At 32.9% G+C, this 12,391-nt stretch carries 17 protein-coding genes; 13 read left to right on the top strand and 4 right to left on the bottom strand.

Annotation, left to right across the window (positions count from 1 at the left end):
- Window positions 1-2 precede the first annotated feature (2 nt).
- Genes Q0787_RS00300 through hemL form a run of 3 tightly spaced genes read left to right on the top strand, consistent with a single transcriptional unit; the run spans window position 3 to window position 2,999 of the window.
- A complete protein-coding gene (locus Q0787_RS00300) occupies window positions 3-893 on the top strand; it encodes a 1-aminocyclopropane-1-carboxylate deaminase/D-cysteine desulfhydrase (RefSeq protein WP_298900183.1) in 891 nt (296 codons plus the stop codon).
- 5 nt (window positions 894-898) lie between these two features.
- Window positions 899-1,711 (top strand): glucosaminidase domain-containing protein, encoded by an 813-nt coding sequence (locus Q0787_RS00295; protein ID WP_298900182.1) that lies wholly within the window; start codon window positions 899-901, stop codon window positions 1,709-1,711.
- A 1-nt stretch (window position 1,712) separates the two neighbouring features.
- Complete coding sequence (gene hemL, locus Q0787_RS00290) at window positions 1,713-2,999, top strand: glutamate-1-semialdehyde 2,1-aminomutase (RefSeq protein ID WP_298900181.1); 1,287 nt, start codon at window positions 1,713-1,715, stop codon at window positions 2,997-2,999.
- Between the two features lie 57 nt (window positions 3,000-3,056).
- Here the strand turns inward: hemL and Q0787_RS00285 are convergent, their stop codons facing one another.
- The 3 genes from Q0787_RS00285 to Q0787_RS00275 form a co-directional block, all read right to left on the bottom strand.
- Window positions 3,057-3,386 carry a hypothetical protein gene (locus Q0787_RS00285; protein ID WP_298900180.1) on the bottom strand — a complete coding sequence of 110 codons (330 nt, stop codon included), beginning with the start codon at window positions 3,384-3,386 and terminating at the stop codon, window positions 3,057-3,059.
- Between the two features lie 110 nt (window positions 3,387-3,496).
- Window positions 3,497-3,958, bottom strand: coding sequence for a hypothetical protein (locus tag Q0787_RS00280; protein WP_298900179.1), 462 nt, complete (start codon window positions 3,956-3,958; stop codon window positions 3,497-3,499).
- Between the two features lie 100 nt (window positions 3,959-4,058).
- Window positions 4,059-5,570, bottom strand: coding sequence for a hypothetical protein (locus Q0787_RS00275; protein ID WP_298900178.1), 1,512 nt, complete (start codon window positions 5,568-5,570; stop codon window positions 4,059-4,061).
- A gap of 151 nt (window positions 5,571-5,721) precedes the next feature.
- Here Q0787_RS00275 and Q0787_RS00270 point away from each other — a divergent pair, with 151 nt between their 5' ends.
- From Q0787_RS00270 to Q0787_RS00225, 10 genes are all read left to right on the top strand, one after another.
- Window positions 5,722-5,880, top strand: a complete 159-nt coding sequence (locus tag Q0787_RS00270) for a hypothetical protein (RefSeq protein WP_298900177.1) — start codon at window positions 5,722-5,724, stop codon at window positions 5,878-5,880.
- A gap of 1 nt (window position 5,881) precedes the next feature.
- Window positions 5,882-6,349 carry a hypothetical protein gene (locus Q0787_RS00265; RefSeq protein ID WP_298900176.1) on the top strand — a complete coding sequence of 156 codons (468 nt, stop codon included), beginning with the start codon at window positions 5,882-5,884 and terminating at the stop codon, window positions 6,347-6,349.
- A 39-nt stretch (window positions 6,350-6,388) separates the two neighbouring features.
- Window positions 6,389-6,871 carry a hypothetical protein gene (locus Q0787_RS00260; RefSeq protein ID WP_298900175.1) on the top strand — a complete coding sequence of 161 codons (483 nt, stop codon included), beginning with the start codon at window positions 6,389-6,391 and terminating at the stop codon, window positions 6,869-6,871.
- A 116-nt stretch (window positions 6,872-6,987) separates the two neighbouring features.
- Entirely contained in the window at window positions 6,988-7,311 is a 324-nt protein-coding gene (locus tag Q0787_RS00255) for a hypothetical protein (RefSeq protein WP_298900174.1), read from the top strand.
- 30 nt (window positions 7,312-7,341) lie between these two features.
- Complete coding sequence (locus tag Q0787_RS00250; RefSeq protein WP_298900173.1) at window positions 7,342-7,620, top strand: hypothetical protein; 279 nt, start codon at window positions 7,342-7,344, stop codon at window positions 7,618-7,620.
- Window positions 7,617-8,312 carry a CPBP family intramembrane glutamic endopeptidase gene (locus tag Q0787_RS00245; protein WP_298900172.1) on the top strand — a complete coding sequence of 232 codons (696 nt, stop codon included), beginning with the start codon at window positions 7,617-7,619 and terminating at the stop codon, window positions 8,310-8,312. Before Q0787_RS00250 ends, Q0787_RS00245 begins: the two co-directional genes overlap by 4 nt.
- Before the next feature lie 5 nt (window positions 8,313-8,317).
- Window positions 8,318-9,607 (top strand): DUF2157 domain-containing protein, encoded by a 1,290-nt coding sequence (locus Q0787_RS00240; protein ID WP_298900171.1) that lies wholly within the window; start codon window positions 8,318-8,320, stop codon window positions 9,605-9,607.
- Between the two features lie 3 nt (window positions 9,608-9,610).
- Window positions 9,611-10,168, top strand: coding sequence for a GDYXXLXY domain-containing protein (locus tag Q0787_RS00235; RefSeq protein ID WP_298900170.1), 558 nt, complete (start codon window positions 9,611-9,613; stop codon window positions 10,166-10,168).
- A gap of 51 nt (window positions 10,169-10,219) precedes the next feature.
- Window positions 10,220-11,098 (top strand): alpha/beta fold hydrolase, encoded by an 879-nt coding sequence (locus Q0787_RS00230; protein WP_298900169.1) that lies wholly within the window; start codon window positions 10,220-10,222, stop codon window positions 11,096-11,098.
- Entirely contained in the window at window positions 11,058-11,882 is an 825-nt protein-coding gene (locus Q0787_RS00225; RefSeq protein ID WP_298900168.1) for an alpha/beta fold hydrolase, read from the top strand. Before Q0787_RS00230 ends, Q0787_RS00225 begins: the two co-directional genes overlap by 41 nt.
- On the opposite strand, the gene Q0787_RS00220 is transcribed toward Q0787_RS00225, so the two are convergent.
- Window positions 11,857-12,261, bottom strand: a complete 405-nt coding sequence (locus Q0787_RS00220; protein WP_298900167.1) for a hypothetical protein — start codon at window positions 12,259-12,261, stop codon at window positions 11,857-11,859. The genes Q0787_RS00225 and Q0787_RS00220 overlap by 26 nt on opposite strands.
- Window positions 12,262-12,391 lie beyond the last annotated feature (130 nt).

Raw genomic sequence — 12,391 nt, 5'->3', positions numbered from 1 at the left:
AAATGTTAAAATTTGAAGATAAAGGGGATTTAAGTGTTGATAATCAGGTTTATATAAAGCCCGAATATTTAATTCATCCTCATATTTCTGGTAATAAATATCGAAAGCTAAAATATAATCTTATTGAAGCGAAACGGTTGCAAAAAAAGTGCTTACTAACTTTTGGAGGGGCATTTTCAAATCATATTGCTGCTGTAGCTTCGGCAGGGCAAGAATTTGGTTTTGAAACAATTGGTGTGATAAGAGGCGAAGAGTTACAATCGAAAATTGATTCTAACCCAACTTTGAGTTTTGCTGAGACATGCGGAATGCGTTTCAAATTTGTATCACGTCAAGATTATAAATGTAAAACAGATGACCATTTTTTGTTCGAACTGCATAAAGAATTCGGTGATTTTTATCTTATCCCTGAAGGTGGGACGAATGAATTGGCCATAAAAGGGTGTGAAGAAATTTTAACAAAGTATGACAATCATTATGATTATGTCTGTTGTTCTGTAGGAACAGGAGGGACTATTTCCGGATTAATAAATTCGGCATTACCACATCAAAAAATTCTAGGCTTTCCTGCTTTAAAAGGTGAATTTTTACAAGAAGAAATTGCTAAATTTGCAACACATACAAATTGGGAATTAATTACTAATTATCATTTTGGAGGTTATGCGAAAGTAAGTGATGAACTGATTGCCTTTATCAATACATTTAAGCGTTTGCATCATATTCCTTTAGATCCAGTTTATACTGGAAAAATGATGTATGGTATTTATGATTTAATAAAAAAGAATTATTTCCCGAAAGACTCGAAAATTTTGGTTATTCATTCTGGTGGATTACAAGGAATTGACGGGATGAACCAAAAATTAAAACAACAAAAAAAGCCTTTAATCGTTTGATATTTATGAAAAGATTACTTGTTATTTTATTTACTGGAATTTTAGTTTTTAGTTGTGGATCTAAGAAAAAGATTGTCACTAAAAAGAAAAAATCAAAGCAAAAAACAGAACGTGTTGTTGAGGTTGAACCAACTTCAGAAACCAAGTCTGTACCTAAGACTACGGAAATTCCTAAAAACTCGAATTTAAGTGCTACAGAAAAATACATTTTGACCTACAGCACTATTGCAATGGATGAAATGCGAGTGTCTAAGATTCCTGCAAGTATTACTTTAGCTCAAGGAATATTAGAGTCAGGTTCAGGTAAGGGTAGATTGTCTGTAGAGGCGAACAATCATTTTGGGATTAAATGTCATGGTTGGACTGGAAAAAAAATCTATCATGACGATGATAAATCTCAAGAATGTTTCAGGAAATATGATCACGCCTTCACCTCATTTGAAGATCATTCTAAGTTCTTAACAACAAGAGGGCGTTATTCAAAGTTATTTGAGTTGCGACCAAATGATTATAAAGGTTGGGCTAAAGGGCTTCGTGCTGCGGGTTATGCAACTGATAGACGTTATCCTCAAAAACTGATAAGTTTAATCGAACGCTATGAGCTTGATAAATTTGATGACATGGTACTTGGTAATATTTCTACTCCTAAAAGGGCAGACAAGAAAGACGTGTCAATAAATCATAAAGTTGTAAAAGGGGATACCTTGTATTCATTATCAAAGCGATATCATATGTCTGTTGAAGACATAAAGCGTCTCAATAACTTAAAAAACAATGACCTTTCACTTGGTCAAATTCTTATTATAAAATCAAATTAATATGTTATATCAACGTAGTAGTGCGTTATTTAAGGCTGCGGAAGAGGTTATTCCAGGCGGCGTAAATTCTCCAGTTAGAGCGTTTAAAGCGGTTGGAGGAACACCTATTTTTGCTAAATCTGCAAAAGGGGCTTATGTTTATGATGAAGATGATAATCGTTATATCGATTATATCAACTCTTGGGGACCAATGGTATTAGGACATGCTTATGCGCCTGTTGTTGATGCTGTGATAGAGAGGGCAAAACTCGGTACGTCTTATGGAATGCCTACTGAAATTGAAACAAAAATAGCAGAGCTGGCCGTATCAATGGTGCCTAATATTGATAAAATTCGCTTCGTTAATTCAGGAACTGAGGCTTGCATGAGCGCTGTGCGTTTGGCACGTGGTTATACTGGAAAGGAAAAAATAATAAAATTTGCTGGTTGTTACCATGGACATAGTGATGCTTTTTTAATTCAAGCTGGAAGTGGAGCTGTTACTTTTGGGAGTCCAAACAGTCCAGGGGTAACTCAAGGAACGGCTAAAGATACCCTATTGGCACGTTTTAACGACATTGAGCATGTTAAAACACTAGTTGCTGCGAATGCTGGTGATATTGCTTGCATTATTATAGAGCCTGTCCCAGGAAATATGGGGTGTATTCCTCCTAAAGAAAACTTTTTAGAAGCACTAAGACTTGTTTGTGATGCGCATGATATCTTGCTTATTTTTGATGAGGTGATGACTGGTTTTAGGTTAGCTAAAGGTGGGGTTCAGGAGCTTTACAATGTTAACGCAGATATCGTTTGCTTCGGAAAAGTAATAGGTGGAGGACTGCCAGTGGGAGCATTTGCGGCACGTAATGAGATTATGAATCATTTGGCTCCGTTAGGAAGAGTGTATCAGGCAGGAACATTAAGTGGTAATCCCTTGGCAATGGCAGCTGGACTTACAATGTTAACTGCTATAAACGCTGATGAAGACTTGTTTAGTCGATTGGCAGATAAGACAGAGTACTTACACGAAGGTTGTGCAAAGGCTCTCGATAAATATGGTGTTGTACATACAATTAATAGACGAGGTTCGATGATATCAATTCATTTTTCTGAAGATGAAGTTGTTGATTTTGACACTGCCGCAAAAGGGAATAATGAGACTTTTAAACGCTTTTTTCACGGCTTACTAAAGGAAGGTATTTATATTGCTCCAAGTGCATTTGAGACCTGGTTTATCACAGACGCCTTGAGTTATGCCGATTTGGATGAAACTATTAGAGCTGTAGAAACAGTGGCTCAAACATTATAACAATAAAAAAAAAGCGACTTATAGTCGCTTTTTTTTTATTGTTATCTTTAATCTCTGCTATAGACCTCTTATGAGTTCTAAATAGTTGTGAAATTGTTCTTCAGTAAGTATCGTTTTTAGCTTTTCATCTAACACTTTTTCAATTTTTTCTAGACGAACTTTATTACCTTCTAGATTGCCACTTATTTTTTTGTATGCTATACCATAGGCTTGATAAGCTCTATATACATCATCCATTTTATTTTGCTCAAACTTAATTTTTTTTCTAAGTTCTTTGGTTTTTGCATTTGCAGTCTCATTGATTTCCAATGTGTTCTGAGCAGTTGCATTTTGTGTGCTGCATAATAATGCAAAGGCAAATAAGCAAAGTGTAATTAATTTTTTCATTGTCTTTTTCGTAAATAGTTCAACAGCCTTAAAATTAGTGATTTTTATGATAAAAAAAAGCATCGACTGTTAAAATCGATGCTTTGTTTATAAATATCTGCGAAATACATTTAATGTTTAGACTTCTTCTTGGCTTTTCCTTTCATTTTATGATGACGTCTGCTTTGCATTTTTTCCCATTTCTCATATTGCTCAGAAGTTAAAATAGATTTCATTTTCTTTTTCATCTCAATTTGGTGATCGAGTTTTTCGTTTAGGATTTTAACGCGTTGTTCTTTTGCGATCTTTTTATCCCCTTTTTCTTTTCCCATTTTCTCACGTTTATCCCTTTTTGCTTTCAAGGTCTCTGCCTGCTCCAACATTAGTTTTTTTACTTGCACTTGCTGTTGGTCCGATAAATCTAAAGCGAGGGTCATTTTTTTTGTGCTGATAGTGGCCATGTCTTCAGCAGACATGTCATGTCTCATATCTATTTTAGCTTTTTTAGCTTCTTTAAGCTCCTTTTTTTCTTTGTTTTGAGCAAAGGCTTGGACCGATACAAATGCTAGAGCAATTAAAATTAATTTTTTCATAATCTGTTTTGTTTTAATTTAATATTATACGTTTTTTTAATCGATGTATCTTTGACCTCATTTGGCAGAAATAGTTTAATTAGGCTTGTAATTTTAACCTCTAATTAACAATTTGTGCTTTTTTTACAAGTTCTAATGTTGTTTCGTATAAGGGTTTTGATTCCATTTTACTTTTGAGCCATGCATAAAAACTCATTACAAAAATGTCTTCTTGTTTTTCATCAATCCAGATAAACGCATTTTCAACTTTATTTTTGAAATCTTTAGATCTAATTGTCTCAGGATTTTTAAAATAAAATGTGACTAAATTTATAAAAATAATTGCTCTTTCTTGGTTAATCTGCTGTAAATAATCAAAATAGGAACGTTTGAAACTTAATAATCTAGATTCAACAAGATCAATTTCACCCAATTCAATGAAGAGAATTATTTCGGCTAGGTTCTTTTTTATAACCCATTCTTTACCCGCTTTTTCTATGTAATATTTGTCGGTGTGGTAAAATTTTGAGAAGATAGTTTTGGCATTTTTAAAATCGGATTTTTGGATGTAAAACATGACTAAACCTAAATGAATATCTAAAAGCGATTCTATATCGGTGTGTTTTGTTTGTTTCACAGATTCTAAAAGTTTAACAGCATCTTCTTGCTTATTGCTGTAGTTGTAATTTAATGCTGTAAGGAGGCTATGTTTTAATTTAAATGTGGCATAATATTTTCTTCGTTGTTGAGTCATTAATAATTGCATCTCATTTAGATAGTTTAAGGAATGATCAAATTTTTTATTCCTAAACAAGGTGTTGGCAATCATGTAGACCACTTGGATATGATAAACCAATTGCTTGTCTTTGGTTTTATGGTCTTTGATGCTTTGGTAGGTGTCGACTAAAAAGGATTCAATCTTGAGGTAGTCATTGGTTACAAAAGCAGAAAGACTTACAATTGTAATGAGTTGGTATAAAGATTTAAATGATAGTGATTCTGAAACATCAATATTGTGTTCTTCTAGAGTGTTTTTTAGGATTGTTTCAAAATCTAAAACCTTGCCTTTGTAGGTCATATCGCTTAAGGTTTGTCTTATTTTGGCGTAAACCAAATTAAGTTCCTCTTCAATAAAATGTTGCTTTTGATTATATCTAAACTTTATAATAAGGTCGTTAATGTCAATTGATGGGTTTAAATAAGCGTACTGAATCTTCGTGTGATAAATTTCATTGAGAATTGGGAATAAGTGGTGCTCTTTCGCTAGTGTTTCTGCTTTATCTAAAATGTGATAACCAATCTTAGGTTTTTTGTGAATTAGAAAGGTTCTAGATGCCAAAATGTATTTGATGATCTGCATATCCACCGAATTTTCCTCTTCTAAATTGGTGTTGGCTATAAAATCGATAAGCGATTGATAAAGGCGTTTTCGCAAGGCGTGATAGGCATCTTTCCTATAGCTTTTGTAAATGCTAACACAAATTTCTTTGGACGTTAGTTCATTTTGAGCCAATAGTTTGAATAGTGCGATGTTTTTGGTGTCGTTTCTTTTGTTTTTCTTTTCTAAATAGTTGATGAAACGCTGCTCATCTTCCGAAGAAAAGGTTGAAACTATCGCATTTAAATCTGTCATTAAATCGTCAGTTATTATTAATAAATATATGTAAATATAGTATTTATATGTGTAATAAAATATAATATATCGTCAGTTTTTTGTAAAAACTGTGTTTCTGTATTGAGCTAACTGTCGCACATTTGTAGTGTAATCAACAAAACAAAATATTATGAAACGATTTATTCAAACTACAGCTTTTTTAATAGCGATTAGTACAGTGATTATCTTTTCAAAAGAGATTCAAAATGAAATTATAGAAGGTTATAACCATTGCGTAGAGCAACTCGCAAGTCGTACTATAACCAATGCGAATCTTACACGTTTCTAAAATGAAACTCAAGCAAGTCAATACAGCATTTATTGTCACTACTGGAGTATCGGTAGTTGTGTTTGTCTATTTAGTGTTTTTGGGCTATGATGAGATCAAAACTTTAAAGGATGTTATTAAAATTATTGCATCTATTTTGTTCCCATTACCAATGTTATTTTTTGTCCGTTTTCTATTGATTGAACATTTTATACCAGAAAATACAGATGAATACAAACTAAAAAACCAAAAACCAGCTACCATACTTCTTGTAGTGAGTATGCTAATAGGTGTGTTGAGCATGCAGTTTATAGAATGGATGACAGGTCAGAAATTAGAAAACCATCTCATTTTTGCACATCTCATTAACTCCACGACCATTAGCAGTTATGTGCTCAATTACATCTTGTACAATAATTTGAGAGTCAACGGTATTTTAAGCGGTGTCCTACTCTCATTAGCCATTCATATCTTTTTTCTAACCGCTTAATTAATTTAAATAAAGTAAAATCATCAAAAACTTAAAATTATGAATCCAATTATGCAACCTCCGAAACCGAGAACCAATGCAAACAAAAGGGAATTGTTATTTACATTCCAAGCGATTATAGTTACAGCTTTATTAGCATTTACCGCTATAGCGTTTTTTATCTATAATGACCCTCGCATTATTAAGGGGATCAAAGTTATTTTTGCTCCATTTTTATCTGTAGTTCCATTACTTTTTATTTTATCTATTCTTAGAGATTTGAGACGAGGCTTTAAGGAAGGCAACTACACTAAAGATGAGATTGTCAAATTTTGTCTTATTACTGCAGGAATTACAGCCACGTTTACAGGAATAACATTCTTGCTTTCAAAAATAGGGGCATTAGAAATTTTATTAGCTGCTATAATGGCCATTTTAAGTGTCGTGTTCTTTTTAAGAAGTAAAATCAAAGATATTTTAGGAATGAGCATCATCACAGGAATCGCAGAAGGGATTATCGTATATATGATTTTTTTGTTTTGATGATGGGTTGGTTAGTTACCCTAAACCTTTCGGGCGTCATGCCTGAAAGGTTTTAAATAAAGCAAATTTAATATAGAAAAATGTTTTTAAAGCTCAAGAGACAATTCGGTTTTATAATGAAACAACAACTTCACTATGGTCACTTTATTTTAGTTGCAGTTGTTTTATCAGGTCTTGCTTATATGGTTTTCTTGTTAGGCATTATTTTAAGCTGGCTGTGCTGCATGGAACCTGCAGCAAGTGAACACATGTTTTCAGATTGGACGCTTTTTATGATGTTCACTATAGATTTCATAGTCTTAGAATTGATTCTCTATGGATTTTACTGTGGAGCTCGATTGAAAAGTAAAATACGTAGATGTAAATCGTATTTCGTTTTGGGAATTATTATATCAATACTGTATGTATGGACATTGCTTTATTTTTTGGTTGTTATTTAGATCTCATTCGTTATCCTTATGCTAATTAATATGAAAGACACACATAAAATTATATCATTAATTGTTGCTGGATTTTTAACAGTGATTATGGCCGCAGTTGTTCCTACGGAAACAGGAACATCCATGTTATTTATTATTACGGGACCTTTTTTTATTGTGATAGGCTTTGTATTAGCATTCTTATATAAGCGCTTATCACGAAAAATCCGAGATCGAGATGTAAAAGAAATCACGTTTATGATATTGATGTTTTTTATAATCGTTTTCAGTGTATTAGCATTTCCGTTTAAAAATCACAGTTGGATATGAAAGTGAAGCTCACGAAATATTTGATAGATTTTTCAAACTATAGATTGACGAGACCTATTTCTGATAAAGTAAGATTATTAGAGATCATTGCCGTTGCCTTAACAGGAGCTGGTAAGTTTATATTTATGGATTACCTTAATTGGAGATTGCCTTTTGTAGTTAGTGCAATTTTGGCATGGTCTATTTATGTGTATTATCGCTATAAAAAAGATAAGCATGTTTTAAAAGATTGGGGATTTAGATGCGATAATTTCAAAAAAGCGCTAAAACTAGTACTGCCTTTTGGCGTGATTTCGGTCATTAGTTTTATTGTTATTGGATTAGTTCAGGGTACGTTAAACTTAACATGGCATGTGTTGCCGTTGCTAATCACATATCCTATTTGGGGTACTGTACAACAGTTTCTTACTATAGGTTTGGTGGCCGGAAATTTAAGTACATTAAAGTCTATTAAACTTAAGAATGGTCTTGTTGTACTTTTAACAGCGATACTGTTTTCTGTTGTGCATTACCCTTCAGTTTGGCTTATGATAGCCACATTTATTTTGGCTTTGTTCTACGGTTATGTTTATCTGAAAGTTAAAAACTTATATGTACTGGGCCTTTTTCATGGCTGGCTTGGTGCGTTGTTTTACTATACAGTCTTGAATCAAGATCCATTTGCTGATATATTTTTAAAATTTTTAAATTAAAAAAAATGAATTCAAAATTTATAAAAGAATTGCCCCATTTAGTAAGCGAGAATGTGATTTCGTCTGAAGTTGCTTCAAAAATTGAGGCTTATTATCAATCTAAAGCATCACCTTCATCCAATAAATTGTTTACAGTTTTTGGGGTGTTAGGTTCCTTATTGGTTGGTTTGGGTATCATTCTAATTCTCGCACACAATTGGGATCATTTTAATAGAATGACAAAGACAACTTTTGCATTTTTACCATTAGTAATTGGTCAGGTTTTCGTAGCATTTTCAATTTTAAAAAAGAAAAGTGTTGCATGGAAAGAATCTTCTGGAACCTTCTTGTTTTTTGCTATCGGATCTAGTATAGCCCTTGTGAGTCAGATTTATAATATTCCTGGTAATTTAAGTACGTACGTGCTTACTTGGATAGCATTAAGTTTGCCATTAATCTATTTACTTAAATCTAATACAATTGCTTTTTTAAACATAATATTTATTACGTTTTATGCCATTGAAATTGGTTATACTAGCTATTTTTCGATGCCTCAAACGCCATGGATGTACTTGGTGGTTATAGCAGCAATTATGCCTCATTATTTAGTGTTGCTTAAAAAGCAAGAAGCCCCTAACATAACATCAATTTTTAGTTGGTTGTTGCCTTTGAGTTTAACCATTGTGATTGGTGCGTTCGTTAAAGATGTGTCTGAACTTGGTTTTTTAATGTATGTATTACTCTTTAGTTTGTTTTATAACATAGGGAAAATACCATTGCTTGAGTCGCAAAAGTTAAGACGTAATGGTTATCTTATCTTTGGATCTTTGGGTATTGTTATGATGTTGCTAATCATGAGTTTTGATAGTTTTTGGCATATTGAGCATTTCTTTTTTGGAGCTCAAGAAAGTGTTGTTTCAGTGGTTCTTTTGGTGGCAAATATATATGTGCTCTTGTATTCTTATTTTAAAAAATGGCTAAAAGAATTTAACGCATTTCAATACGTATTCATTTTTTGTGCTCTGCTGTATGTGTTTGGATTAAATATTCCTGTGTTAGGCACAATAGCAATTAATTTTAGTGTTTTAGCCCTTGGAATTACAACTATTAAAATAGGAGCCGATAAATTTCATTTCGGAATACTTAACTATGGGTTATTAATTATTGCAGCCTTAGTTACGTGTAGGTTTTTTGATACTAATATGAGCTTTGTTATTAGAGGGTTGTTATTTGTGTCTGTTGGCCTAGGCTTCTTTTTTACCAATTATGTTATGCTTAAAAAACAAAAATCTAGAGTAGAATCTCAAAATCAATAAATCATGAAAACTAAATATATATTTATAATGTTCATTGCATTAGCCATTGTACAAATTGGTATTCCTGGACAAATGATTTTTAAACGTGAGTCCGTTTTAAAAACAGGGACGGCCTATAAGTTTAAAACCCAACCTATTGATCCTTCCGATCCGTTTAAAGGAAAATATATTTTTCTTAATTATGATTTGGACAGCGCTATGGCTAATGATGAAAACTGGCAAAGACATCAAGATGTTTATGTATCTATTGCTAATGACAGCTTGGGGTTTGTGAAAGCCCTTTCAGTTCATGCATATACACCAGAGTCGGGAGATTTTGTAAAGGCAAAAGTAAGATGGTTTAGTGATTCAAATAGTGTTTTGGAGTTTAGCCTTCCGTTTAATGAATTTTATATGGAAGAAAGTAAAGCCTATGATGCAGAAGTAGCACATAGAAATGCTCAGCGTGATTCGATTCCTAACAATACGTATGCTTTGGTTTATGTAAAAAATGGAGAAGCCGTTTTAGATAATGTTTTCATTAATGATATCCCTATAGCAAAAGTCGTGGAGATGCAATAATGAAGAATTGGTAGTAATTTTTTGCTATCTTGTTACAACAAAACCTTTTCTATGCCTTATTGGTTGTCTATTGTAATAACAGTTCTTGCTATTTATATTGCTATTAGTATAGCCCTATACTATTTGCAGGATTATATGTTGTTTAAACCCGAAAAGTTGCCCGCCGATTTTCAATTTGATTATGAAAATCAAGAGACCAAAGAATATAACTTAGAAACACGAGATGGTGCCATTATTAATGGGTTGCGTTTTTTTCCAAAAGGAGAGAGTAAGGGTGTTGTGTTGTATTTAAAAGGAAATTCTAAGAGTATTAAAGGATGGGGGAAATTTGCCGTAGATTTTACAAGACATGGTTATAATGTGTTAATGGTAGATTATCGTGGTTTTGGAAAAAGTACTGGAAGACGATCACAAAAAGCGATTAAACGTGATTTACAATTGGTATATAATAAGCTCAAAGAACAAACGACCGAAGATCGAATTATTCTTTATGGTAGATCATTAGGCTCTGGTTTTGCCGCGAAATTGGCATCGATGAATCATCCTAAAATGCTTGTGCTAGACGCACCATATTATAGTTTAACCAAAGTCACGGCTAGGTATGCACCATTTATGCCTTTGTCTTTATTAATGAAATATCCTTTGCCAACTTATAAATGGCTAAAGTATGTGCAATGTCCTATTCATATTATTCATGGTACGCATGATAAATTGATTCCGTACAAAACGAGCGTCAAGCTATCTCAGGTAAACCCGAAATTAACCAAGCTACATACCGTAATTGGTGGCGGACATAAAAATCTTAATAACTTTGAATCATACCATCGTATGTTAGACGATATTTTAAATAAAGCACCCAAAACCATCGATTTAGAAACCACTAGTATTAATGTCATTCACTCCTCAAAACCGACTAAAAAAAAGGCTTAAAACCGCTATAACGGTAGTTGTATTAATTTATGTTATGATAGGCGCATCACTTCATTTTTTGCAGGAAAAAATACTGTTTTTGCCAACGGTTTTAGAACAGGATTATCAATATGAATTTGATTATCCTTTTGAGGAATTGTTTTTAAAACCAGAGGAAGGTGTTAGTCTTAATGCCATTCATTTTAAAGTTGAAAACCCCAAAGGCGTTATTTTGTATTTCCATGGAAACGCTGGTGACCTTAGTAGATGGGGTGCTATAGCTGAATACTTTGTGGCCAAACATTATGATGTGCTAATTATAGATTATCGTACTTATGGAAAAAGTAAAGGTAAACTCAGTGAAGAGGCATTTTACAGAGATGCTCAATACTGCTATGATTATCTTTTAAATGATTATTCTGAAGATGATATCGTTATCTATGGACGTTCTTTAGGAACAGGAGTGGCGACATATTTAGCTTCAAAAAATAAACCCAAACAATTGATTTTAGAAACGCCATATTATAGTATTTTGGATGTGGCAAAACACCGCTTCCCTATTTTTCCAGTATCTACTTTGCTGAAATATAAATTCCCTTCAAATGAATTTATTGTTGATGTGAGTTGTCCTATAACCATATTTCATGGTACAGACGATGCTGTAGTGCCTTATTCTTCTGCTGAAAAATTGAATACAGTGGCTCCTAGTCAAACAAATTTTATAACTATTAAAGGTGGAGGTCATAATAATTTAGAAGACTTTGATAAGTACCAAATTGTTATTGACGAGATTTTAAATAATTAGATTTTAATTGCATGCCTATTTTATAAAGAAAGTATAGAATTGGGCCTCCAGAAATGGCGGTTAAAACTAACGTAGCCATAGCAAGTTTTCCGCCAATAAATGGGATCTTACTTATCTCTGAAAACACATCAGTCCTGCCCATTATATAATACATAGACATAATAGAAATGCCTATTCCAAATCCAAGTAAAAGATAAGGATAATTAATAATTTTAGAAACAAACAATTGGTATGCCAGAAAGATTAAGCCAACAATAATACCCGAGCATACCATTCTTATAATCTGTCGTTGATTTTCGTAAGCACTACTTAATTTAAAAGATTGTCTTAGGCAACTTGAGCAATAATCGTTGTGTTGATTAATACAGGTGTGACACATGCCTCTTCTACAGCCTTTACAACGCTTTTGAAGAAATAAGTTTGGGTGTGTGTGGCAAAAAAATTGAGCTTTAGTGTTGTGTTCGTTCAAGTATTTGTTTGTTATGATATGTAATAATATAAAAAAAGCT

Origin of the sequence: uncultured Psychroserpens sp., from assembly GCF_947492715.1 — a bacterium.
GTDB lineage: Bacteria > Bacteroidota > Bacteroidia > Flavobacteriales > Flavobacteriaceae > Psychroserpens.
The sequence above is the reverse complement of the archived record's forward strand: the minus strand, read 5'-3'. Positions and strand labels throughout refer to the sequence as shown.